The 24,056-nt window shown below is 70.2% G+C and carries 20 protein-coding genes; 6 read left to right on the forward strand and 14 right to left on the reverse strand.

The features are described from left to right. Nucleotides 1-165: 165 nt before the first annotated feature. Together IEZ15_RS00055 and IEZ15_RS00060 are read left to right on the forward strand one after the other, a co-directional pair. On the forward strand, nt 166-1,659 hold the full coding sequence (locus IEZ15_RS00055; RefSeq protein WP_189273166.1) for a long-chain-fatty-acid--CoA ligase: 1,494 nt from the start codon (nt 166-168) through the stop codon (nt 1,657-1,659). Between the two features lie 228 nt (nt 1,660-1,887). Continuing rightward, nucleotides 1,888-3,375 (forward strand): carboxylesterase/lipase family protein, encoded by a 1,488-nt coding sequence (locus tag IEZ15_RS00060; protein ID WP_189273167.1) that lies wholly within the window; start codon nt 1,888-1,890, stop codon nt 3,373-3,375. Nucleotides 3,376-3,447: 72 nt separating this feature from the next. Here IEZ15_RS00060 and IEZ15_RS00065 read toward each other — a convergent pair whose 3' ends face one another. Next, a complete protein-coding gene (locus IEZ15_RS00065) occupies nt 3,448-3,663 on the reverse strand; it encodes an EF-hand domain-containing protein (protein ID WP_093897410.1) in 216 nt (71 codons plus the stop codon). Between the two features lie 153 nt (nt 3,664-3,816). Here IEZ15_RS00065 and IEZ15_RS00070 point away from each other — a divergent pair, with 153 nt between their 5' ends. Continuing rightward, nucleotides 3,817-4,455: a GNAT family N-acetyltransferase gene (locus tag IEZ15_RS00070; protein ID WP_114246762.1), complete on the forward strand. Its 639-nt coding sequence runs from the start codon at nt 3,817-3,819 to the stop codon at nt 4,453-4,455. A gap of 48 nt (nt 4,456-4,503) precedes the next feature. Here the strand turns inward: IEZ15_RS00070 and IEZ15_RS00075 are convergent, their stop codons facing one another. From IEZ15_RS00075 to IEZ15_RS00095, 5 genes are all read right to left on the reverse strand, one after another. Beyond that, on the reverse strand, nt 4,504-5,661 hold the full coding sequence (locus IEZ15_RS00075; RefSeq protein ID WP_189273168.1) for a YncE family protein: 1,158 nt from the start codon (nt 5,659-5,661) through the stop codon (nt 4,504-4,506). Next, a complete protein-coding gene (locus IEZ15_RS00080) occupies nt 5,661-6,482 on the reverse strand; it encodes a polysaccharide deacetylase family protein (RefSeq protein WP_189273169.1) in 822 nt (273 codons plus the stop codon). Before IEZ15_RS00080 ends, IEZ15_RS00075 begins: the two co-directional genes overlap by 1 nt. A 359-nt stretch (nt 6,483-6,841) precedes the next feature. Then, nucleotides 6,842-7,357 carry an ATP-binding protein gene (locus IEZ15_RS00085; RefSeq protein WP_189273171.1) on the reverse strand — a complete coding sequence of 172 codons (516 nt, stop codon included), beginning with the start codon at nt 7,355-7,357 and terminating at the stop codon, nt 6,842-6,844. 251 nt (nt 7,358-7,608) lie between these two features. After that, on the reverse strand, nt 7,609-8,376 hold the full coding sequence (locus tag IEZ15_RS00090) for an enoyl-CoA hydratase/isomerase family protein (RefSeq protein ID WP_114246758.1): 768 nt from the start codon (nt 8,374-8,376) through the stop codon (nt 7,609-7,611). Nucleotides 8,377-8,463: 87 nt separating this feature from the next. Continuing rightward, complete coding sequence (locus IEZ15_RS00095) at nt 8,464-9,717, reverse strand: L,D-transpeptidase (protein WP_189273173.1); 1,254 nt, start codon at nt 9,715-9,717, stop codon at nt 8,464-8,466. Nucleotides 9,718-10,201: 484 nt separating this feature from the next. Between IEZ15_RS00095 and glgX the strand changes: the two genes are divergently transcribed. Beyond that, nucleotides 10,202-12,436, forward strand: a complete 2,235-nt coding sequence (glgX, locus tag IEZ15_RS00100; protein ID WP_189273175.1) for a glycogen debranching protein GlgX — start codon at nt 10,202-10,204, stop codon at nt 12,434-12,436. A 3-nt stretch (nt 12,437-12,439) separates the two neighbouring features. Here the strand turns inward: glgX and IEZ15_RS00105 are convergent, their stop codons facing one another. The 4 genes from IEZ15_RS00105 to IEZ15_RS00120 are packed head-to-tail and all read right to left on the reverse strand — an operon-like array spanning nt 12,440 to nt 16,106. Next, on the reverse strand, nt 12,440-13,090 hold the full coding sequence (locus IEZ15_RS00105) for a response regulator (protein WP_189273177.1): 651 nt from the start codon (nt 13,088-13,090) through the stop codon (nt 12,440-12,442). 19 nt (nt 13,091-13,109) lie between these two features. Further along, nucleotides 13,110-14,396 carry a sensor histidine kinase gene (locus IEZ15_RS00110; protein ID WP_229845668.1) on the reverse strand — a complete coding sequence of 429 codons (1,287 nt, stop codon included), beginning with the start codon at nt 14,394-14,396 and terminating at the stop codon, nt 13,110-13,112. 23 nt (nt 14,397-14,419) lie between these two features. Next, complete coding sequence (locus IEZ15_RS00115; RefSeq protein ID WP_189273179.1) at nt 14,420-15,196, reverse strand: ABC transporter permease; 777 nt, start codon at nt 15,194-15,196, stop codon at nt 14,420-14,422. 1 nt (nt 15,197) lies between these two features. Continuing rightward, nucleotides 15,198-16,106, reverse strand: a complete 909-nt coding sequence (locus IEZ15_RS00120) for an ABC transporter ATP-binding protein (RefSeq protein WP_189273181.1) — start codon at nt 16,104-16,106, stop codon at nt 15,198-15,200. 184 nt (nt 16,107-16,290) lie between these two features. Here IEZ15_RS00120 and IEZ15_RS00125 point away from each other — a divergent pair, with 184 nt between their 5' ends. Both IEZ15_RS00125 and IEZ15_RS00130 read left to right on the forward strand, forming a co-directional pair. After that, nucleotides 16,291-18,165 carry an ABC transporter ATP-binding protein gene (locus IEZ15_RS00125; protein ID WP_189273184.1) on the forward strand — a complete coding sequence of 625 codons (1,875 nt, stop codon included), beginning with the start codon at nt 16,291-16,293 and terminating at the stop codon, nt 18,163-18,165. Next, a complete protein-coding gene (locus IEZ15_RS00130) occupies nt 18,162-20,033 on the forward strand; it encodes an ABC transporter ATP-binding protein (protein WP_189273186.1) in 1,872 nt (623 codons plus the stop codon). Before IEZ15_RS00125 ends, IEZ15_RS00130 begins: the two co-directional genes overlap by 4 nt. 88 nt (nt 20,034-20,121) lie before the next feature. Here the strand turns inward: IEZ15_RS00130 and IEZ15_RS00135 are convergent, their stop codons facing one another. From IEZ15_RS00135 to IEZ15_RS00150, 4 genes are read right to left on the reverse strand one after another with little or no spacing between them, the layout of a single operon-like run. Further along, nucleotides 20,122-21,591, reverse strand: coding sequence for an NAD(P)/FAD-dependent oxidoreductase (locus IEZ15_RS00135; protein WP_189273188.1), 1,470 nt, complete (start codon nt 21,589-21,591; stop codon nt 20,122-20,124). Beyond that, nucleotides 21,591-21,881 (reverse strand): 2Fe-2S iron-sulfur cluster-binding protein, encoded by a 291-nt coding sequence (locus IEZ15_RS00140; RefSeq protein WP_189273190.1) that lies wholly within the window; start codon nt 21,879-21,881, stop codon nt 21,591-21,593. The genes IEZ15_RS00135 and IEZ15_RS00140 overlap by 1 nt, the downstream gene beginning before the upstream one ends. Continuing rightward, the gene (locus IEZ15_RS00145) at nt 21,878-23,080 is read right to left on the reverse strand and encodes an NAD(P)/FAD-dependent oxidoreductase (protein ID WP_189273192.1); all 1,203 of its coding nucleotides are present in this window, start codon (nt 23,078-23,080) and stop codon (nt 21,878-21,880) included. The genes IEZ15_RS00140 and IEZ15_RS00145 overlap by 4 nt, the downstream gene beginning before the upstream one ends. Then, nucleotides 23,073-24,011 (reverse strand): dihydrodipicolinate synthase family protein, encoded by a 939-nt coding sequence (locus IEZ15_RS00150; RefSeq protein WP_189273194.1) that lies wholly within the window; start codon nt 24,009-24,011, stop codon nt 23,073-23,075. Before IEZ15_RS00150 ends, IEZ15_RS00145 begins: the two co-directional genes overlap by 8 nt. Nucleotides 24,012-24,056: the final 45 nt, after the last annotated feature.

Below are 24,056 nucleotides of genomic sequence, written 5' to 3' on the forward strand. Positions count from 1 at the left end.
CCCCGCCCGCCCGATAGGCGGATGCCTTGTCGCATACATCTCCGAGGGGCCGCTGCCCAGGTGGACGATGCGCATGGTGGGCACCTGCACATTGTGTGGAGACGGGCCGACGGCTGATTCTGAGCAGCAGCAGCCGTGTAAACGCCATGTTTCCTGGAGCGTGTCATGTTTCTCAGCGTCGCCACTGTCCTCCGCGAGTCGGCCCGCAAGTATCCCGACCGCGTCGCCGTGGTCGATTCGGACACCCGGCTCACCTACCGGGAGCTGTGGGCGCGAGCACTGCGCTGCGCGGGCGCGCTGCGGGCGTCAGGGGTGCGTCCGGGAGACCGGGTGGCAGTGCTGCTGCCCAATTCGGCGGACTTCCTGTACGCGTACTACGGGGCGCTCGCCGCCGGGGCGACCGTCGTACCGGTGCATGGGCTGCTGGTGGCCGACGAGGTGGCGTACGTACTGCGGCACAGCGGTTCCGTTGCGCTGATCAGTGGTGGTCCGCTGTGGCCGGTGGCCGAGGACGGGGCGCGCGCCGCGGGGGTGCGGGCCGTGCGCGGCGTGCCGACGGATGGTGACCCGCTGCCCGCGCCGGAGCCCGCGGCGCCGGACGACACCGCGGTGATCCTCTACACGAGCGGCACGACCGGGCGGCCGAAGGGTGCGCTTCTCACTCATCTCAACATCGTGATGAACGCGTCCGTGATCGCCCACGACCTGGTGGGGCTGGACATCGACGACGTGGTCCTGGGCTGTCTGCCGCTGTTCCACAGCTACGGGCAGACCTGTGCGATGAACGCGACGCTACGGGCAGGGGCCACGCTCGTCCTCATGCCGCGCTTCAGCGGCGCGGGCGCACTCGAACTGCTGGCCGCCGAGGGCGTCAGCGTCTTCATGGGCGTACCGACGATGTATCACGCACTCGTCGAGGCGGCGGCGAAGGACGGCACGACGCACCGTCTCACTCTGCGCGCGGCCGTCTCGGGCGGCGCCGCGCTCCCCGTCGCCGTACTCGAACGCTTCGAGGAGACCTTCGCGACGCAGGTCCTGGAGGGTTACGGGCTGACCGAGACCTCCCCCGTCGCCACCTTCAACCAGCCGGAGCTCGGCCGGCGACCCGGCACGGTCGGCCACCCGGTCTGGGGCGTGGAGATCGGTGTCGCGGACGCGGCGGTCGAGGACGCCGTGCTGCTGCTGCCGGACGGCGAGGTCGGCGAGGTCGTGGTGCGCGGCCACAACATCTTCGCGGGGTATCTCGACGATCCGGAGGCGACAGCCGCCGCCCTGGTCGACGGCTGGTTCCGCACCGGAGATCTCGGGGTGCGGGACGAGGACGGCTTCCTCAGCATCGTCGACCGGAAGAAGGACCTGGTCATCCGGGGCGGCTTCAACATCTATCCGCGTGAGGTCGAAGAGGTGCTCGTGCGCCATCCGGCGATCTCCGAGGTCGCGGTGATCGGCGTGCCGGACGAGGCGCGCGGGGAGGAGGTCTGCGCGGTCGTCGTGCTGCGTGCGGATGCGGGTGCGGTGACGGAGGAGGACGTGATCGCCTGGTCCCGGGACCGGCTCGGGCGGCACAAGTATCCGCGGATCGTGCGATTCACCGAGACGCTGCCGCTCGGCCCGACCGGCAAGGTCCTCAAGCGGGCGCTGACGGCCGCCTCTTCCTGATCCATCCGGCCGACGCCGCCCCGACCGACGACGACCGGAGCCACGTCCGAGGGCCTCGTCCGGGTCGACGCGGCCCCGGACCGGGTACGTATCGAGTCACCGGTGCCAGTGGAGGTGCCGCACCCCGACGGCTCCCGAACCCACCATCCGTCCGGCTCGTCGACCGTCGCACTCTCCGCAACCGCACCGTCCGCGACCGCGGCGCCGCAGAAGGGCTGAACCCACCGCATGACTGCCGTACCCCCTCCCACATCCGAGACGTCACCGCAGGTCAGCACGGTCCACGGGGCGGTGCGCGGCACGCTGGAGCAGGGCGTCGCCGTGTTCCGCGGTATCCCGTACGCGGCCGCGCCGGTCGGCACCCGCCGCTTCCGGGCGCCGGAGCCGCCCGAGCCCTGGGAGGGCGTACGGGAAGCGGTGGCGTTCGGGCCGACCGCGCCCAAGCGGCCGTACTCCCCGCCGCTGGACCGGCTGCTGCCCGATCCCGACGTGCCGGGCGACAACTGCCTCAACCTCAACGTGTGGACACCGTCCCCGGCCCGTACCGGGCTGCCCGTCCTCGTCTGGATCCACGGCGGTTCGCTGCTGCACGGCTCGTCGGCCGTGCCGGTGTACGACGGGGCTGCGTTCGCCCGTGACGGTGTCGTTCTCGTGTCGGTCAACTACCGCCTCGGCATCGAGGGGTTCGGGGTGTTCCCGGACGCCCCCGCCAACCGGGGGCTGCTCGATCAGCTCGCGGCGCTGGCCTGGGTGCGGGACAACATCTCGGCGTTCGGCGGCGATCCGGACCTGGTCACGGTGTGCGGTGAGTCGGCGGGGGCCATCAGCATCGCCGCTCTGCTGGCCGCCCCGCGCGCCAAGGGCCTGTTCCGGCGTGCGGTGCTGCAGAGCGGTGCGCCGACCGCGCTGCGCCTGGACGCCGCCGCCCGACGCACCACGGAGCTGATCGCGAAGCGGCTGGGGGTCGCGGCGACGGCCGGGGCGCTGGCAGCGGTGGACCCGGCGCAGCTCCTGGCTGCGCAGACCGAGGTGACGTCCGGCGGCTCCCCGCTGACCGGCGGGAATTCCTTCCAGATCGTCGTGGACGGCGATCTGCTGCCCCGCGATCCGTTCGAAGCGCTGCTGGACGGCGCCGCCAACGACGTCGATCTGCTGATGGGCACGAACAGCGAGGAGTACCGGCTCTGGTTCGTGCCGAGCGGTCTGACGGAGCGGCTGTCCGGGATCAAGCTGCGGCTGGCCCTGCTGAAGTTCAAGGTGCCTGGCGCCACGGCACGTACGTACCGCGCGAACCGGCCCGGTGCCACTCCGGGTGAGCTGCTCGGGGCGCTGGCCACCGATCTGCTGCTGCGCGTCCCGCTGAACCGGGTGGCCGATGCACGCGCCGGTGCCTCGGGGAGCACCCATCTCTACGAGTTCGGCTGGCCGTCCCCCGTGCTGCGGCTCGGCGCCTGTCACGCGCTGGAGATCGCCTTCGTCTTCGACACACTGGACCGGCCCGACGCGGTGGCTCTGGCCGGTGAGGACGCCCCGCAGGAGCTGGCCGACGCGATGCACGCTGCGTGGGTGCGGTTCGCCGCCTCCGGTGATCCCGGCTGGCCCGCCTGGGACACGTCCCGCCCGGTGATGGGCTTCGGCCCCGGAGCGCCCGCCGTGGTGAGCGCCCCGCGCGACGAGGAGCTGCGCGGCTGGGCACCGTACCGGAGGAACACCTGACACCGGTCGGTCCGCCGCCGACAGCGGCGCGGGCGGCGGCCCCCGGCCCGCGGGCCGGGGGTCCTCCCGGCATCAGCCCTTGTTCTGCGCCGCCCAGAACTCGTCGAACGTGAGCAGCCCGTCGCCATTGGCGTCGTGCGAGTTGATGACGGCCTGGGCCACCGGCTCGGTGACGTAGGGGTCGCCGAGCTGAGCCATCACGCTCTTGTACTCGGCAGCCGATATCAGCCCGTCGCCGTTGAGATCGAACCGCTGGAATGCCTTGCGTGCCGACTCGATGTCCGCCACAGTTTCGCCCCTTCGTAATGCCTGACCAGTGTCTGACTGACGGGGGTCAGATTAACGGGCCCGACGGATGGCGGTCGCGGCGGCCGGTAGTCGATCATGGATGGGGTGTCCGCCGTCCGGCGGGCCGCGTTCGGGACCGGGGAGCGGGAGCCGATGGACGACACACTGGAAAAGATCCTGGCGGCTGCGGCGCGCGGACGGTTTCCCCCGCCGGACGGGTCCACGACGGTGGTGGGGCAGCCGGGCGCCCGGGATGCGGGAGTGCTGGCGTTCACCGCGCACTCGGTGGTGTTCACCGACGAGGACCCGCGGTGGGTGCGGGCGGTGCTGGCCGCCACCCCCGGTGACGCGCTCGCCGCGACGATGAATCCGTACTTCCTGAGCGCGCTGCTGGCCCGCAGCGGCCGGCACATGAACACCATCGATCTGCTGACGGTCGCGGACGCGCTGCCGGGCGAGCCGGAGATCGCGCTGCGGGAGATCGAGGACCCGGAGCATCCTCGGGTGGCGCGGGCGATGAAGTACCGCGACGAGGTGAGGGTCTGGTCCGCCGACGGCGGTGTGGTGATCCTCGGCCGGGGAGTCGCGGGGCGCTGGGAGACCGCGGTCGAGGTGGCCGAGGAGGCACGCGGACGGCGGCTGGGGGAACGGCTGGCGCGGGCGGCCCGGCATCTGGTGCCGGACGCGGTGGTGTGGGCGCAGCAGTCGCCGGGGAACGCCCGCAGTGTGCGGACGTTCCAGGCGGCGGGCTACCGGCCGGTGGGCTCGGAGGCCCTGCTGGTCGCGGGGTGAGTGTTCGGCGGATCAGTCGCGCCCCGGTTCGTGGCTGACGCCGGGCCGTCAGCGGAAGACGCCGGTGTGGCCGAGTGAGTAGCGGCCCGGCTGCGGGTAGACGGCGAGTCCGTGCGGGCCGCCGCCCACCCGGATCCGGGCGAGCTGTTTGCCGCTGGCGGTGTCGATCGCGTACACCTCGGAGTTGTAACGCCCGCTCAGCCAGAGGACCTTGCCGTCCGCCGAGACTCCGCCCATGTCGGGGCTGCCGCCGTTCGGCAGGCGCCATTTCTTGGCCAGTTTGCGCTGGGCGAAGTCGAAGACGGAGATGGAGCCCTCGCCCCGGTTGGAGATGTACATCTCCTTGGAGTCGCGGCTGACGTAGAGGCCGTGGGCACCCTTGCCGGTGAGCAGCAGCTTCGGGGTGGTGAACTTCTTCCCGTCCAGCACCCACACCCCGTTGGCCATCATGTCGGCGATGTAGAACGTGCCGCCGTCGGGTGACAGCTTCACGTCCTGCGGCATCGCGCCTTTGAACGGCAGCTTCTGCCGGCCGACGACCTTCATCCGCGCCGTGTCGACCTTGAGGAGTTCGCCGGAGAACTCGCAGGAGACGATGAAGTACCGGCCGTCCATGGAGAAGTCGGCGTGGTTGACGCCCGCGCAGCTGACCGGGACGGTCTTGGCCGTCTTCATGGTGTGGGCGTCACGGAAGACCAGTTGGCGGTCCATCGAGGCCATCACCACGGCGTACTTGCCGTCCGGTGTGAAGTAGAGGTTGTACGGGTCGGAGACGGGCACCGTGCGGGTCACCTTCCCGGTGGCCGCATCGATGGCCGTGAGGCTGTCACCGATGTCGTTGTTGACCCAGAGGGTCTTCAGGTCCCAGGACGGGACGACGTGCTGCGGCTGGCGGCCGACCTTGATGGTCCTGATGACCTTGTACGTCGCGGGATCGATCACCGACACCGTGTCGGAGTTGGTGTTGGGGACGTAGACCCGGGACGGGAAGTCCTTGACGACCGGGGAGAGCTTCCCCGGCCGGTCGGCCGCGTAGACGTCCTTGACGTCGAGCACCGGTGGCATGCCGGGCAGCGCTGGCTTCGCTCTGACGGACGGTGCGGCGGCCTCGGCGTTCCCCTTCTCGGCGGAAGTGCCGCAGCCGGTGAGTACCGCCAGCAGGACGCCCCCGAGCAGGGCTGCGGTGAGCTTGGTGGAGGGAGACATCAGGTCAGCAGCTCCGTGGTCGTCACCGCGCGCAGTCGGCGGCGGTCGATTTCGGTGAGGAGGAGAGGCAGGGCGGCGACCGTGTCCGCATAGCCGAAATGCAGGCTCACCACCGATCCGTTGCGGATCTCCCCGGCCACCTTGCGCGTGACGGCCGCGGCGCCGGGAGAGGTGAAGTCGAGGGAGTCCACGTCGTACGAGAGGACGTGCGGGTAGCCCGCCCTGGCGGCGAGCCGCTGGACGAGCGGGGTGGCGTACCGGGTGCGGGAGGGCCTGAACCAGGTGCCGATGGAGCCGGTGAGCCGGCGCAGCCGCTGGGCGCAGCCGGTGATCTCCGCGTACGCCTCGGCCTCGCCCATCGAGGAGATGTCGATGTGGCGCTGGGTGTGGTTGCCGAGGTCGTGGCCGCCGTCGAGGATGCGGCGGGCCATCTCGGGGTGTTCGTCGAGCCAGCTGCCGACGGCGAGGACGGTGATCCGGGCGTGGGCCCGTTCGGCCTCGGCGAGTACGGTCCGGGCGATGGCGGGGTCACCCTGGCCGTGGAAGGTGAGGGCGACGCGGGCGCGGTCGCGGGGGCCGTGGTCGATCTGGACCGGCTGCCCGGGGAAGCGGTGCGGGGCGGGCGCGGGGTGCGGGGCCGCGGGCCGGGTGGTCTCGGCGACGGGGTTCTTCGGGCTCACTGCGGTCGGGACGGCCCTGGCCGACGTACCGGTGGCGTCGCCGCGGTCCGCGCATCCGGCGGTGAGGGCACCGGTGATGGCGGCCCCTGCTCCCGCGCGCAGAGCGCTGCGGCGGCGCACCGGTGTGTCGGAGGCGTTCATGTGGAGAACAGTAGGGGCAAAATGCACAAAGAATGCCGATATATGAGCATCCGGGTGACGCGAATGAATCACCCGCTGAATCTCATAAATATTCATGGTTTTCCAGGCAAGTGACCCATCACACCTGCGATTCACCTGAAGAATGTCCCATTATGTATGTAAATACCCCGTTTGCACCTTTGGCGGTGAGGTCACCCGTCTGCCATAGTCGGTGACACGACCGCATCGACCCGAGCTCGGTCGTCACAAGCGGCCGTGAACACACCCCCCATCTCACGGCCCCCACACAGCAGCCCCCGAAGCGCCGCACCACGGCAGACCGGGGGCTTCTGTGCATCCGGGCACGAGCCCGCCGGAGGTCAGCGGTCGGAGATCCGCATCTCGAACCAGGTGGTCTTGCCGCGCGGCAGCAGATCCACGCCCCACCGGTCGGAGAGCTTGTCGACGAGGAAGAGCCCCCGGCCGCTGGTGTCCATCTCCTGGACGGGCATCAGACACGGCAGCCCACGCGAGGGGTCGCGCACCTCGATCCGGATCCAGCCGCGACGGCGCAGCATCCGTAACCCGAAAACCCGGGCACCGGTGTGCCGTACCGCATTGCCGACGAGCTCCGAGACGAGCAGCACGGCGTATTCGGCGGTATTCGGGGAGAGCGCCCACTGACGCAGCACCACACACGAGGTGAGTCTTCGGGCGGTGGCCGCGGACTCCGGGCGGGACGGCAGCCGGACTTCACCCTCCGCCGGGTTTCCGAACAACTCCAGCGCCTTGAACGCCTGTTCGTCGTCGACTGCCGTCATCCAGCGTGCCGCTGTCGCGCCGCTGCGCGGTCGCGGCTGTTCCACATCCTCCAGGCCCGCCATGCAGACCATCATGGCCGCAAGGCGAGCGCTCCGAGGCCGTTCCAAGGGAATCCGCACCCCGGAATGCATCATTCCGGAGAGGTCGGTAGGCATATGCCACTGGCAGAATATAGCCCGGTGCACCCCGTCTGACCTGCACAGATAGTGCCTCCGAGTGAGGTTGCCAGCCCTTTCGGCCAGCCGGGCCCCAAGGTTCTCTCAAGGCCCGGCCAATCCGCCCGCACGGATGAACCCACGTCATCCTGTGCCCAACTGGCGTTCGGTCAGAGGAACTTGGCCTTGCCCGGACCCTCTTCCACAAAGCTGCGCATACCGCGCTCCCGGTCCTCGGTGGCGAACAGACCGGCGAACCAGTTCCGCTCGATCGTGAGCCCGGTGTCGATGTCCGTCTCCAGGCCGGCGTCGACGGACTCCTTGGCGGCGCGCAGCGCGAGGGCGGGCCCCTTCGCCAGCTTGGCGGCCCAGGCCTGCGCCTGCTCGTACACCTCGGCGGCGGGCACCACGCGGTCCACCAGACCGATCGTCAGGGCCTCCTCGGCCTTCACATGGCGGCCGGTGAAGATCAGGTCCTTGGCCCGGGAGGGGCCGATCAGCCGGGCGAGGCGCTGGGTGCCGCCCGCTCCGGGGATCAGTCCGAGCAGGATCTCGGGCTGGCCCAGCCTGGCGTTGTCGGCGGCGATCCGGAAGTCGGCACAGAGCGCCAGCTCGCAGCCGCCGCCCAGCGCGTAGCCGGTGACTGCGGCGACGACGGGCTTGGGGATCCGGGCCACCGCCGTGAAGGAGTCCTGCAGCGCCTTGGACCGTACGACCATCGCCGTGTGGTCCATCGCCTGCATCTCCTTGATGTCCGCGCCCGCCGCGAACACCTTCTCGCCGCCGTAGAGGACCACGGCACGCACATCGTCGCGCCGGGTCGCCTCTTCGGCGAGTTCACGCAGCCGGTCCTGGGTGGCGACATCCAGGGCGTTCATGGGCGGACGGTCCAGCAGGATCGTGCCGACGCCGTCACTTACTTCGAGGGTTGCGGTCATGAGAAGGAGGTTAACCGGGGCTAACGCGAGCGGGCCCGGTGCTGTTGGTCACAGCACCGGGCCCGCTCGCTTTCCGTACGACGCGAGCTACTTGGTCCACTCCGACCAGGACATGTTCCAGCCGTTGAGGCCGTTGTCCGGCTGGATCGTCCTGTCCTGCGAGTTCTTCACGACCACTACGTCGCCGATGAGCGAGTTGTCGAAGAACCAGGCCGCCGAGGTCTTCTTGCTCCACGCGCCGCGCACGTCCTGCAGACCGACACAGCCGTGGCTGGTGTTGGCAGAGCCGAAGACACCGGAGCCGCCCCAGTAGTTGCCGTGGATGAAGGTCCCCGAGGTGGACAGGCGCATCGCGTGCGGCACGTCCTTGATGTCGTACTCGCCGCCGAAGCCCACCGTGTCACCGTTCATCCGGGTCACCTTGAGCTTCTCACTGATGACCATCTGACCGTTGTACGTGGTGGTCGCGGGGGCGCCCGCCGAGATCGGGATGTCCTTGATCTGCTTGCCGTCGCGGACGACCTTCATCCGGTGCGTGCTCGCGTCGACGGTGCTGACCTGGCTGCGGCCGATGGTGAAGGAGATCGTCTTGGCCTGCTTGCCGTAGACGCCCGGTCGCCCCTCGACGCCGTCGAGGTTGAGCTTCACGGTCACCTTGGTTCCCGCGGCCCAGTAATCCTCGGGACGGAAGTCGAGGCGGTCGTTGCCGAACCAGTGGCCCTCGATCGGTACGGAAGGCTCGGCCGTCACCTTGATGGCGTTCTCGACCGCTGCCGGGTCGGTGATGCCACGGGTGAAGTGGATCGAGACGGGCATGCCGACGCCGACCGTGGAACCGTCCTCCGGGGTGTACTGCCCGATGAAGGTGTTCTGCGGGACCAGCGTCGTGAAGCTGGTGTCCTTCGCCGACTCACGGCCCTTCGCGTCCTTGGCGACCGCGTGGACCTTGTACTTGGTCGCCGCGGCCAGATGCTGGTCCGGTGTCCAGCTCGTGCCGTCCGCCGCGATCTTCCCCTCGACCTCGGTGCCCTTGGGGTCGGCGACCTTCACCGTGGTCAGCTTCCCCTGCTCGGCGGAGATCTTCAGTGCCCCGCTGGTGGCGACGGAGTCCGCCCCGTCCTTCGGCGCAACTGTCACCACGGCCTGCGAGGCGGTGGTGTCGTCGGCCTTCGACCCGCCCTTGCCGTCGTTGCCCGCGCTGCCGGCGTCGTCTCCCCCGCCGCACGCCGTCACCAGCAACAGGAGCGCACCCAGTACCAGAGCCAGCAGTCCGGTGGCCCCTCGCCCGCGCCGCCCGCCGTTCGCCCCGGCCGATGTCCCCGATATCGGCTGCCCGTTCAATGTGCTCGTCTCCCCTCACACGGTCTGGCCCCGCCAAGACCCTGGGAGCCCGCAGGCCCCCGCCCCCGCGCGCTGCACATGCGCGCTCAGCGAAAGATAATCACACTGATCACGGGAAGATGACCCCGCGGATGTCACCGTTCAGTCCCAACTTGACCCGGGGCTTCATCGGGTGACACGGGGTACGGGTGCGGCGGGGCCGGCCGGCCTGTCCTTGTCCTGATCCGCCGGGCAGGCCCTGGGGGATCCGATGGGGCCTCGGCGCAGGGCCGGGCCGGCCTTCCACCGGGTCCGGTTCAGACTCCAGCCTCCGAGCCCGTTGTCCGATGCCACCTGCTTGTTACGGGGGGCCGGTCGGGGGAAACGTGAGTGCGGGCCCCCGCGTGGGCAGAACAGAGGGGAGGACCACACTCGGGGAGCCGCGGCCGGGACGCCGCGCGCTCCCTTTCGGTGCCGGTCCCCACGAGCCGCGGGAGGCGAGCAGGTGTCGAGCGCAGCCGAGCAGGAGGCAGTGCAGGAGACGGAGACGACGGCCGTGCCGGAGAGTGCGCGGGAGGCCGTGCCGAGGCGGCCGCCCGCCGTGTGGCCCGGCGCCCCGATGCCGCTCGGGGCCCGCTTCCGGGTGGGCCCCGACGGGGTGGCGGGCACCAATTTCGCGCTCTGGGCGGGCGGCGCGGAGGCCGTCGAGCTCTGCCTCTTCGACAAGGACGGGAGCGAGACACGCCTGGTGCTGACCGAGCTGACCCATGAGATCTGGCACGGCTTCGTGCCTGGCGTACGGCCGGGTCAGCGGTACGGCTACCGGGTGCACGGCCGCTGGGACCCCTGGACCGGTGCCCGCTGGAACGCGGCGAAGCTGCTCCTCGATCCGTACGCACGGGCCGTGGACGGCTCGTTCACCCTCCCGGCCGAGGTGTACGGCCATGTGAGGGACTGGCCGCACCAACAGGTCGCCGACACCGTGCGCGATGAACGGGACTCCGCTCCGTACGTACCGAAGGGTGTCGTGGTCCAGGACGACGACGACTGGGCGCAGGACCGCCGGCCCAAGACCCCGTGGGCGGACTCCGTCATCTACGAGCTGCATGTACGTGGCTTCACCAAGCTGCACCCCGAAATCCCCGAGGAGCTGAGGGGCACGTACGCCGGTCTCGCCCACCCGGCGGCCATCGGCCATCTGCAGCGGCTCGGGGTCACAGCGGTGGAACTGCTGCCGGTGCATCAGTTCGCCCACGAGGACCATCTGCTCCGGCGCGGCCTGCACAACTACTGGGGCTACAACTCCATCGGCTACTTCGCCCCGCACGCCGGCTACTCGGCGAGCGGGACTGCGGGCCAGCAGGTCGGCGAGTTCAAACGGATGGTGCGGGCCCTGCACGACGCCGGGATCGAGGTGATCCTCGATGTGGTCTACAACCACACGGCGGAGGCGAGCGAGCTGGGTCCCATGCTGTCGCTGCGCGGCATCGACAACCGGGGTTACTACCGCCTCCAGTCCGACGCCCGCAGATACGCGGACTACACCGGCTGCGGCAACACCCTGCATGTGGTCCAGCCGCACGTCCTGCGGCTGATCACGGACTCGCTGCGCTACTGGGTCACGGAAATGGGCGTCGACGGCTTCCGCTTCGATCTGGCAGCCGCGCTGGCCCGCTCGATGCACGACGTCGACATGCTCTCCCCCTTCCTCGCGGTGATCGGCCAGGACCCGGTGCTGCGCCGGGTGAAGCTGATCGCCGAGCCGTGGGACGTCGGCAACGGCGGCTACCAGGTGGGCTCCTTCCCCCCGCTGTGGACCGAGTGGAACGACCGCTACCGGGACGCCGTACGGGACTTCTGGCGCGGCGCCCTGCCCGACGTACGGGATCTCGGCTACCGGCTGACCGGATCCAGCGATCTGTACGCATGGGGCGGCCGGCGCCCGTACGCCTCGGTCAACTTCGTCACCGCGCACGACGGCTTCACCATGCGCGATCTGGTCAGCTACGAGCAGAAGCACAACGAGGCCAACGGCGAAGGCAACCGGGACGGCACCTCGGACAACCGGGCCTGGAACTGCGGCGCCGAGGGCGAGAGCGACGACCCATCGGTCAACGCGCTGCGCCGTCGTCAGCTGCGCAATCTGCTTACCACACTGCTGCTGTCGACGGGTGTGCCGATGCTGGTCGCAGGCGACGAGATGGGCCGGACGCAGGGCGGCAACAACAACGCGTACTGCCAGGACAACGAGGTCAGCTGGCTGGACTGGTCACTGCTCGGCCGGCCCGAGTGGCGGGCGCTGACCGAGCTGACGTCCCGGGTCCTCACCCTGCGCCACAGGCACCCGGTGCTGCGCCGCCGCGCCTTCTTCTCCGGGCGGGCGCAGGCGGCGGACGGACTGCGGGACCTGGCGTGGTTCACCCGGCAGGGGGCGGAGATGACGGAGGAGGACTGGTACGCACCGGCGGCGACGGTCGGGCTCTATCTCTCCGGACGCGACATCCCCGGCCGGGACGCGCGCGGCGAACAGGTCACGGACGACAGCTTTCTGGCGATCCTGCACGCGGACCACCGGCCGAGCGACTTCCGGCTTCCCGGGCCGCCGTGGGCGCAGAGTTACGAACTGGTCCTGGACACCTCGCGGGAGGACCAGGCCGCGGCACCCGGCACCGTCCACCGGGGCGGCGTGCTGCTGACCGTACCGGCCAGGTCGGTGCTGCTGCTGCGAGTCGGGGAGTGAGGGTCAGCCGAGGATGCCCCGGTCGTAGCCGACCGCGACGGCGGCGGCCCGGTCCTTGGCACCCAGCTTGGCGAAGATATGCGTGAGGTGGGTCTTCACCGTGGCCTCGCTGATGAACAACTCGGCGGCTATCTCACGGTTCGAGGTGCCCTTCGCGACGAGTTCGAGCACCTCGCGCTCACGGCCCGACAGCGACTCGTTGCCCTGCGCCGCCGGCGTGCGCACCCGTGAGATCAGGCGGGAGGCGACGGCGGGCGAAAGCACGGTGCGGCCGTCGGCGGCGGCGCGGACGGCGTTGAACAGCTCGTCGCGGGGCGCGTCCTTGAGCAGATAGCCGGTCGCGCCGGCCTCGATCGCGGGGAGCGTGTCGGAGTCGGTGTCGTACGTGGTCAGGACGAGCACCTTGGACCGGTCACCGCGCCGGGTCAGTTCGGCGATGGCGGCCACTCCACCGCCGCCCGGCATCCGCAGGTCCATCAGGACGACATCGGGGCCGAGCCGGGCCACGAGATCGACGCCCTCCACCCCGTTCGACGCCTCCCCGAGGACCCGGAAGCCGGGGGCCGAATCGAACATGCCGCGCAGACCGTCCCGTACGACGGGGTGGTCGTCGACGACGACGAGCGTGATGACGCGTGCGGAATCCTCAGCCATGACAGGCCAACCGTACTGGTCATCGACTGTCCTGAACCAGTGGCACCCGAGCGCAGACCGCAGTGCCGCGGCCCGGCTCCGTCTCCACCTCCACGGTGCCCGCGATACGCTCGGCGCGGGCCCGCATGCCGCCGAGCCCGAAACCGCCCGCGCCGCTGTACGGCGGCAGGGCGGCCGGGTCGAAGCCGCAGCCGTCGTCCCGTACGTCCAGGGTGAGTTCGTCGCCCATGAAGGACAGGGTGATGCCGACCCGTGAGGCCCCGGCATGGCGTCCGGCGTTGGCGAGGGCTTCCTCGGCGATACGGAGCAGGGTGGCGGCTATCTCGTCGTGAACCGGCTCGACGGTACCGGTGACGGTGAACTCGGCCCGGACCCCATGACGTTCCCCCCAGCCGGTGACCGTCTTCTTCAGCGCGCCGGGAAGGTCGTCGTGCTCCAGTGCGGCAGGGACCAGGTCGTGTACCGAGCGGCGCGCCTCGCCCAGGCTGTGCCGGGCGAGGGCGGCGGCACGGTCGAGGTGCTGCCGGGCCAGCGCGGGGTCGGTGTCGGCGATCGAGGTCACCACCTGGAGCTGGGCGATGATGCCGGTCAGGCCCTGCGCGAGAGTGTCGTGGATCTCGGCGGCCAGTCGGCGCCGCTCGTCGGCGACGCCCGCTTCGCGGGCCTGGACGAGAAGTTGGGCGTGCAGGCCCGCGTTCTCCGCCATGGCCTGTTCGAGGCGTGCGTTGGCGGACTCCAGTTCCGCGATGGTGTCGACCTGGGCACGGGTCTGCTCGGCCTCCCGGTCGCCGATCTGGGCGAAGACCATGGTGAGGGTGGCGTGCAGGGCGAAGAGGACGCCGAAGGCGATCCAGTTCATGAGGTCGGTCGGCGGGAGGCCGCTGCCGGACTGCGCGCCCGCCATGATGACGGCGGTGACCAGCAGCCCGGCGCGGATGGCCCGTTGCGGAAGCAGCCGGCCGACGTCGAAGTAGCCGAGAACCGCGAACATGGAGAAGAACGGGTTGCACGAGGTCAGTACGGCGGCGAGCAACGTCCGGGCGACGAAGTAGAACTGCGCCGCCCGCGACTGCGCGGGAACACTCCGACGGACCCGCCCCCACCAGAACTGGAGGACGAGCGCCACCGGAACCAGCGCCGCGACGGCGTACACGTCCGAGCGGGACATGGCAGAGGCGGACACGGCGGAGACCGCGGTGCTCAGGCCGAGCAGACCGTACGGCCCGTACCGGAAGAACCGTTCCCACCACTGCGCGGCCGTCGTCGCTCCGGTCGCGCCCGCCTCTGCCATGTCCCCCGCGTTCATGGAGGGATTCTCCCCCGGAACGGTCACTCCCAACGGAACAGCCGGGTCGCCAGCCCGGTCACCACGGCCGCCCACAGCGCCATGACGCCCAGCTGTACCCAGCCGGGCCAGCCGCCGGACGCCGCCCGGTCCAGTGCCTGGGAGGCCGCGCCGAACGGGGTGACCTCTACGATGCGCCGGAGGGTTTCGGGCATGGTCTGCACCGGGATCCAGACCCCGGCGGTGAACATCATCACGAGGTTGGCGACCGTGCCGATGGCGGAGGATGCCTTGGTGGTGCGGGAGAGCGCGCACAGCAGCGCGCCGAGGCCGAGGACGCTCGCGGTCGCCAGGAGCAGCGCCAGGACGTAGCCGAAGGGCTGTCCGGGCAGCCTCACGCCGAAGACGGCGCGGCCGACGGTCATCACCAGCGCGGCAGAGCCGAGGGCCGCGGCGCCGTGCAGGGCGATCTGCGCGGTGAGCAGGGCGGACGGCGGCACCGGAGTGGTCGACATCCGGCGCAGGATCCCGCGCTCGCGGTAGCCGGTGAGGATGGGCGGCATGGCCCCGATCCCGGCCATGATCATGGCGAGCAGCACCGACACCGGTACGTACAGATCGATGACGCGGCGGCCACCGAGCGCGTCATCGGGGTCCCGGAAGGACGGGATCAGGCCGAGGATCGTCAGCAGCGCGGACGGGAAGACGAGGATCCAGAACAGGCCGCCGGGCTCGCGGAGGAAGAGCCGTGTCTCGGCCCTGAGCACCGCTGCCCATGGGGTGGGGGTGGCCGTCGTCCTGGCCGGGGTCGCTGTGGTCATCTCAGGCCGCCTGTTCTGCTTCTGTGAGGTCGAGGAACGCGTCGTCCAGCGTTGCCTCGGTGACGCGGAGCTGGTGTGCGGTGATGCGGTGGCGGGCCAGCAGCGAGATCACCGCGTTGACCGTCTCGTCGGTGCCGTTGATGACGATCCGGCCGCCGTTCTGTTCGACGGAGACCGCCCCGGGCAGCTGGTCCAGCTCGGTTTCGTCGAGCGGCTGTGACGGCGTGAAGGAGATGACCGTGGCGCTGCCGGCCCTGCTGACCAGCCCGGACGGGGTGTCGAGGGCGACAACCTTTCCCTTGTCGATCACGGCGACACGGTCGCAGAGCCGGCTGGCCTCTTCCATGAAGTGGGTGACCAGAAGGACCGTCACGCCGCTGTCGCGTACGTCCTCGATCAGCTTCCAGGTGTCCCGGCGGGCCCGCGGGTCCAGACCCGTGGTCAGCTCGTCGAGGATCACGACCTTCGGGTTGCCGACCAGGGCGAGCGCGATGGACAGCCGCTGCTTCTGACCGCCGGACAGTTTGGCGAACCTGGTGCCGTACTTGGTGTGCAGACCGAGTCGTTCGGCCAGCGCACGCCAGTCGGCGGGGTCCGGGTAGAAGGCGCTGTACAGCTCCAGCGCCTCGGCCACGGTGATCTTGGGCTGGAGTTCGCTCTCCTGGAGTTGTGCGCCGAGCAGCCGAGTGACCCGGTCATGGTCGGCGACCGGGTCGAGGCCGGCGACGCGGACCGTACCGGCGTCGGGAACCCGCAGCCCCTCGACGCACTCGACGGTGGTGGTCTTGCCCGCACCGTTGGGTCCGAGGATCCCGAAGATCTCCCCCTCGTCGACGGCGAAGCTCACTCCGTCCACCGCGGGGCGCCCGGCGTAGGCCTTGTGCACCCCGTTCACTTCGATGATTGCCATGCCTACGAGAATCGCGTCGCGGGGACCGGCGCACCATCGTCCATCGCGCTCGAGGCGGCATCAGCCGATCGGTTGATACGGGGTACGACCAGCGGTCCGCAGGGCCGGTTACGAGGCTCCGTCACCGCCGGACGGCCGAAAACCACATGAGCGATGTCAGAGGTGAACCGTAGGCTCGCCTGTGATGCCCGAAGAACATGCAGAGCCCAAGGACCGGTCCACCGTGCGCTCCCTGCTGCGGTTGTGGCCCTATGTGAAGCCGGTACGCAAGCGCCTGTTCGGCGCAGCTCTGATCGCGATAGTCGCTTCCTGTATCGGCCTGGTGATCCCTCTCGTACTGAAGTGGATCGTCGACGGCCCCGTGGCCGGCCGCGACCCGGGCGGCGTCTGGCTCGGCGCGCTGTATCTGCTGTTGCTGGGCCTCGCCGAGGCCGCGCTCTTCGGGGTGCGACGGTGGATGGTGGCCCGGCCGCTGGCAGGGGTCGAGGCGGCGATGCGGGCCGACCTGTACCGGCATCTGCAGCGGCTGCCGGTGGCGTTCCACGACCGCTGGCCGTCGGGGCAGTTGCTCTCGCGCGGGACCACGGACCTGATGCTGGTGCGCATGTTCCTGGCTTTTCCGCTGACCTTCCTGCTGGTCAACGGAACGACGATCCTGATCGGTTTCATCATTCTGCTGATGCAGCAGTGGACGCTGGGACTGGTGCTGCTCGCCCCGGTGGTCCCGATGGTGATTCTCTGCTCGGTCTTCGAGACGAAGTACTCGCTCGTGGCGCGCAAGGCGCAGGATCAGGTCGGCGATCTGACGACGGTCGTCGAGGAGAGCGTGCTCGGCATCCGCATCATCAAGGGCTTCGGCCGGCACCGCAGCCAGGCCCTCGCGTTCCGTGCCCTCTCGCAGCGGCTTCGAAGCACGGAGCTGGGCAAGGCCCGCCTCCTCGCGGGCATCTGGGCCGCCATCACCACGATCCCCGAGCTTGCCATCGGGGCTGCGCTGGTCCTCGGCACGGTCCAGGTCGCGGACGACGGGCTCTCGGCGGGCACACTGGTCGCCTTCCTCTCCACGGCGCTCGCGCTGCGGTGGCCGATCGAGTCGATCGGCTTCCTGCTGGCGATGAGCCAGGAGTCGGCGACGGCGACCGAACGGTTCTTCGAAGTGATGGATGTGGCCGAGGAGGAGGACGACACGGCCGCCGCCGACGGCCGCGCGCCGAAGGACGCGGCCCGTCAGGGCGAAATGGTGTTCGAGGGGGTGGAGTTCCGCTACCCCGACGCCGAGGCCGGCTCCGTACCCGTACTGTCCCGGATCGATCTGCGTATCCGTCCGGGCGAGACGATGGCCCTGGTCGGGGCCACGGGTTCCGGAAAGACGACGCTCACCGCGCTCGTGCCGCGGCTGCACGAGGCGACCGCGGGGCGGATCACGCTGGACGGCAGGGACATCGCCGCCATGCCCCGGAAGGAGCTGCGCGAGCTGGTGTCCATGGCGTTCGAGGAGCCGACGCTCTTCTCGGCGAGCGTCGGGGAGAACGTGCTGATGGGCGCCGAAGGCGCCGGGGAGGAAGATCTGCGGCGGGCGCTCGCGGTCGCGCAGGCCGACTTCGTGTACGACCTGCCCGAGGGCATCGGAACCCAGGTCGGTGAGCAGGGGCTCAGTCTCTCCGGCGGACAGCGGCAACGGCTCGCGCTGGCCCGCGCCGTGGTCGGCCGGCCACGTTTCCTGGTGCTCGACGATCCGCTCTCCGCCCTGGATGTGCACACGGAGGCACTGGTGGAGGCCGCCCTGCGGCAGGTGCTCGAGGAGACGACGGCGATCGTCGTCGCGCACCGTCCGTCCACCGTGATGCTGGCGGACCGGGTGGCGCTGCTGTCGGAGGGCCGGATCACCGCTGTCGGAACCCATCAGGAACTGCTGCGCGACAGCGCGGAGTACGCCTGGTTGATGTCCGGCGCCACAAGCGCACAGGAAGGTGCCTTTGCCGAGGACGCCTTTCCCGACCCGTCCGACGAGGACCGCCTTGTGCCGGACGTCCCTGCCGAGAAGGGCCGCACCCGATGACCAGTACGACGACCGGGCCCGCCGACCGGCGCGATGCGCGGAAGAAGCCCGAGCGCCCGTCCCCCTCCGACGGCGCCGGGGATCAGTTCGACCGGGACGATCTGCCCACGCCCCGTGGTGCGACCCGCACCCTGCTGATGTCGCTGCTCCGGCCGCACCGGGGCCGGGTGGCGGTGTCCGCGCTGTTGCTGCTGATCCAGCAGGCGGCGGTGCAGGCGGGCCCGCTGCTCGTCGCCTACGCCATCGACAGCGGCGTGCCCGCCTTCCGGGACAAGGACTACGGGCCGCTGATCGCGGTGGCCGTGGGTTACGCGCTGTGCTCGGCGGCCGCGGGGGGCATGCAGTACGCGTTCATCCGGGCCTCCGCCCGGATCAACCAGGACGTGCTGCTCGATCTGCGCGGGCGGATTTTTCGCCATGCACAGGCGCTGAGCGTGGACTTCCATGAGCGCTACACCTCGGGCCGGCTGATCTCCCGCTCCACCACGGATGTGGAGTCGCTGCGGGAACTGCTCAGCGAGGGGCTGCAGGAGCTGATCGGCATCGTCCTGTCCTTCGTCTCCATCTCGCTGGTGCTCCTCTGGCTGGACTTCGGTCTCGGCGCGCTCGCGGTGCTCTCCTTCGCACCCCTGTATCTGCTGGTACGGCTCTACCAGCAGCGGGCCGGAGTGCTCTACGCGGCGCGGTCGACGGCGATCGCCGCGGTCATCGTGAAGTTCGCCGAGTCGATGAACGGCATCCGTCCCGTCCAGGCCTTCCGCCGCGAGCGCATCAACGACCGGCACTTCGAGGACCTCAACAACGCACACCGGTGGTCGAACGGCGGCGCGTTGCTGGAGATGGCACGCTATGTGGTCGGCTCCCGGCTGATCGCCAACACCGCGGTCGCCGGGATCGTGCTGTGGGGTGCGTACCGCGTGGCGTCGGGCACCCTGGCGCTCGGTGTGCTGGCCGCGGCCGTGCTCTATCTGCGCCGGCTGTACGACCCGATCGACCGGCTCGGCATGTTCCTCAACTCCTACCAGTCGGCCTCGGCTTCGCTGGAGAAGATCGCGGGCCTGCTCGCCCAGACCCCTTCCGTCCCCGAGACGTCGAATCCGCGGGAGCTGCCCGCCCTCACGGGTGAGCACCCGGGCCGCGAGGTCGTCTTCGACTCGGTGCGGTTCGCCTACCGGACGGGCGGCGAGGTGCTGCCCCGCTTCGACCTGACGGTCCCGGCCGGCCAGACCGTGGCCGTGGTCGGTTCGACGGGCGCGGGCAAGTCGACGCTCGCCAAGCTGCTGGCCCGCTTCTACGACCCGACCGACGGCCGGGTGCTGCTGGACGGGACCGATCTGCGGGATCTGGCCGTGCCCGAGCTGCGACGCGGTGTGGTGATGGTGACCCAGGAGGCGTTCCTGTTCTCCGGGACCGTCGCCGAGAACATCGCGATCGGCAGCCCTGACGCGACCCGTGAGGAGATCGAGCAGGCCGCCAAGGCGATCGGCGCACACGATTTCATCGCCGGACTGCCCGAGGGATACGACACGGACGTACGCAAGAGGGGCGGCCGGATCTCGGCCGGTCAGCGCCAGTTGGTCGCGTTCGCACGGGCCCTGCTGGCGAACCCGGCCGTGCTGATCCTCGACGAGGCGACGAGCTCCCTGGACATCCCCGGCGAGCGAGCGGTGCAGCGGGCCATGGACACGGTGCTGCACGGCCGCACCGCGGTCGTGATCGCGCACCGTCTGTCGACCGTGGAGATCGCGGACCGGGTCCTGGTGATGGAGCACGGGCGCATCGTGGAGGACGGCGCCCCGTCGGAACTCATCGGCGGCACGGGCCGCTTCGCCGGGCTTCACCGGGCGTGGCGGGAGAGCCTGGCCTGACGGGGGCGAGTGGGCCGCGCTTCAACTCCCGCACCAGCCGCTTCCACTGCCCCGGACTCAGCCGATCCGAGTAACTGCCCACCGGCCGTCACGACGCCGAGCGACCTGTATCCGAGCCGTCCGATGCGGGCTGCTCGGTAACCGCGTCGAGGTCCCGGAGGTCTCCGACGGGCACAGGTTTGATCGGCAGGTGGGCGGAGAAGCGTCCGCCGAGCCCAATCGTCTGCTCGCGTGCCGATGCGAGGATCGCGCCGACACTGTTCTCGCAGTAGCGTCCCTGGCAGGGGCCCATGCCCGTCCGGCAGGAGAGCTTGACGGCGTTGACGTTGCTGACGAACGGTGACGATTCGAGGAAGTCGTCGAGTTCGCCGCGTGTGACCAGTTCACATCGGCAGACGGTGGTTTCTCGCGTCGCCAGGTCTCCGAGCGCGCCACGGACCGGTTCGAATATGCTTTGCACAACAGCGGAGAATCGTGTCGATGCGTGGATGCCCCGTTCTGCTTCGGCAAAGGCCGCGGCCGGCACGGCGCGTCCGAGGCTCGCGGCGATCCCGAGACCCGCGAGCGTCCCCTCGGCGCGGGACTGGTCGGCGCCGGCGACGCCCGTGGGCTCGCCTGCGACGAACACCCCGGGGACGGATGTCTGCAGTCGTTCGTCGTGTGCAACCACCCAGCCACCCCGCGGCGAATCAAACACAAGTTCGCATCCAATCTGGCGGGCGAGCTCCGTCGACGCGGAGAAGCCGTACCCGAGCACGAGATGCGATGCAGCGACCTCGCGGGGTGCGCCTGTCACCTTCCACCGCCGGTCGACCCTGGCAAGCTCGATCCGGGACACGTGTTCCGTACCTCGGGCGGCCGTCACGATGGTGCGGGACGAGACGCGAACGCGCTTGCGTACCAGCCGCGCCAGGATCGCGCCCGTCTCTGTGAGCATCCGCAGATGACCGGGTACGGCGCCGAGGGCGCGGAGCATGTCCACCGGCGTCGGGATGCTCTGGGCGAACGCGACCTCGCGCACCGGAACGCCGTCGCGGATGAGCAGGTCGGCCACGAGCAGCAGCAGCGGATGCGCCCCGGCCAGCACGACGTCGCCGACGGGTGCGATCTTCTGCGCCTTGACGAGGGTCTGGACACCGCCGGCGGTCATGACGCCGGGCAGCGTCCAGCCTGGGAAGGCGACGGGAAGGTCGTAGGCGCCGGTGGCGATCAGCAGCCGACGCGCGCCGATCATGCGAGTGCCGTGTTCCGGGTGGTTGATCGCCACGCACAGACCATCCGGCTCCGCGTCGTCGTGCAGCACACCGATCGCCGACCAGCCGAACTCCGTCGTCAGCCGCGGGTCCGCCTCGAAACGCCGGATGAGCTCTGTGGCCCAGCCGTAGCCGGCGGTGGGGTGCAGGACGCTTCCGGCGAAGGTCTCGGGCGGCTGACGGAAGATCTGTCCGCCCGCTCGCTGCTGCTCGTCGATGACGACGACTGTCAGGCCGTGATCGGCGGCGGTGAGAGCCGCCGACATGCCCGCCGGACCCGCGCCTATGATCGCGAGATCAAACATCACAGCCTCCCTGGCGTCTTGATGACCATGCCCTCGCGCGCCGGGATGAGGCAGGTGCGAGTCAGCAGCCGACCGTCGACCGTGGCGGCGCACTCGAAGCATGTCCCCATGTTGCACAGCGGCGCCCGCGGAGCTCCGGAGCGGTCTCGTTCGAACGCGGCCCCTGCGGCGAGCATCGCCGCAGCCACCGTCTCGCCCGTACAGGCGCGAACCGGCTCGCCGTCCACGGAGATTGTCACGGCGTCACCGCGCTCTGGCGCGGTGTGACGCCAGGATCCGTCTGTGGTCATGAGACGCTCCCTTCCGCGAAGCGGGCCGGGTCGTAGGGTGCGAGGTCGATATCGGGCGAGCGCCCGGCGATGAGGTCGGTCAGCACCCGCGCGAAGCTCGGCCCGAGTGTGAAGGCCGACCCGCCGGTGGCGACGAACACCCCCGGCGCGCCCCTGACCGCGCCGACGAGCGGCAGTTGGTCGGGTGCCACCGTGGTCGCGCCGACCCAGCTGCGCACGGCGGGGACCCTCTCCAGCGCGGGAACGGTGTTCACGGCCGCGCGCGCGTTGCCGGCGATCGACTGCGGGATCAACTGGTGCTTGCGGTCGAATGCCGGGACGCCGTTCGCGTCCCTCATCAGTCGTGCCGGCCACCCGCCGCCGATGAGGACCGTGTTGTCGAGCGACTGTTTGAGCGACAGGCGCGCTCCTGCGTGCTGGACGAGGTGGGGGATGAACTTGGGGATCTTCGAGGTGACGGTCATCGTGAGGGCGAGGGGGACGGTGGGGAGCTCGGCGCCGAAGACCCTGCCGAGCTCGGTCGTCCAGACGCCGGCGGCGAGCACGACTGCTTCGGTCCGGACGGTGCGGGCCCGTTCGCCTCCCGCGCGGTCTGTCTCCCGGAGGGTGACTTCCCATCCGGTCGGCACGCGATGCGCGCCGACCAGACGGGAGCGTGCGCGTACGGTCGCGCCGGCCGCGATGGCTGCGCGTCCGACAGCGGGAGCAGCGATGCGGGCGTCCGCCTTTCCTTCCAGTGCGCTGAGGTTGGCTGCGACGATGTCCCGTGAGAGGTACGGTGCGACGTCGTCGAGCTCGGCGCGATCGAGCGTGCGCACGTCGAGGCCCCAGGAGCGTTCCAGCTCCGCCTTGAACTCGAGCATCCCGACCTGGCCGGAGTTCTCGGCGACCATGAGCCCGCCCGTCTGGCGCACGCCGAGCGGCTCTCCGATCTCGTCCTCCATGCGCGCCCACATCCCGGCAGCGTCGAGGTGCAGCGGCATCGCCTCCGCCGCGACGCGCGCGGCCTCCTCGCCCGCCTCGACCATCCGGTATTCGAGCTGGAAGTGCAGGCTCCCCGCGTTCTGGCCCGAGGCGTGCTGGTTCACCTGGTCCTTGTCGACCAGGAGCACGTGCGCCCCGTCGCGGGCGGCCATCCACGCCGTGAGGCAGCCGAGCAGGCCGCCGCCGACGACTACGACGTCGTACCGCTCAGTCATTGGCGAGGGGGACCGTCTCGATGCCGAGCTCGTGCAGGGTCGCCTCGACACGGGCGACCTCGTCCGGCGTGAGCTCAAGGAGCGGCGCCCGCACGAATCCCGCGGGGATGCCGCGCAGCCGCAGTGCGGTCTTGATGATCGCCTGCTGGTTGCCGAACTGCACGCCGTAGTCGGGACGGAACCACGCGTCCATGTACACGCGGTCCTTCTTGCCCAGTTGGACCGCGCGCTCTCGGTCCCCGGCATCGACGGCGTTCCAGAAGTCGGCCTGGTCGCGGCCGAGGATGCCGCCCGTTCCCATCAGGCCGTCGCCGTGGCCGAGCATCGCAAGGTCGGCGCCGAGCGCGTTGGTGGGCAGACCGAAGTACCGCACCTCGCCCTCCAGCGCATACATCCCGGCGAGGAAGCTCGCGAAGTCTCCCGTCGAGTTCTTGACAGCGACGACATTCTCGATCTGCGCGAGTTCGGCCAGCAGTTCCACGTCCATGTCCACGACGCAGCCGCGCGGCCAGTTGTACACGGTCATCGGGATGTCGGTGGCGTCGCTCACCGCCCGGTAGAACGCGACGATCTCCTTCCCGTTGGGCACGATGTAGGGGGGCGGGGTGAGGAGGATGCCGTCGAGGCCCGCCGCTTGTGCCGCGCGGGCGTGGGTGATCGCCTCTTGCGGGGTAAAAGCGTTGCAGGCGCCGAGGACCGGGAAGGCGCCGCTCCGGTGTTCGGCGCCCGCCGCGAACAGCTCCGCGCGCTCCTTCGCGGACAGGGAGAACCACTCCCCGCTGGTGCCGGCCAGGATCGTGCCCTGGATGCCCTCGTTGACGAGCCAAGCCATCTGCTGGTGCAACGCGTCGATGTCGAGCACGCCCTCGCGGGTGAACGGCGTGGTGATGGCGGGGATGTAGCCGCGCCAGTTGACGGTGTTGCGATCCATGTCTGCTCCAATCGCCGGTCATCCGGCGGTGTTCTTCCTGGGGTG

Origin of the sequence: Streptomyces atratus (assembly GCF_014648655.1) — a bacterium.
GTDB classification, from domain to species: Bacteria; Actinomycetota; Actinomycetes; order Streptomycetales; family Streptomycetaceae; genus Streptomyces; species Streptomyces atratus.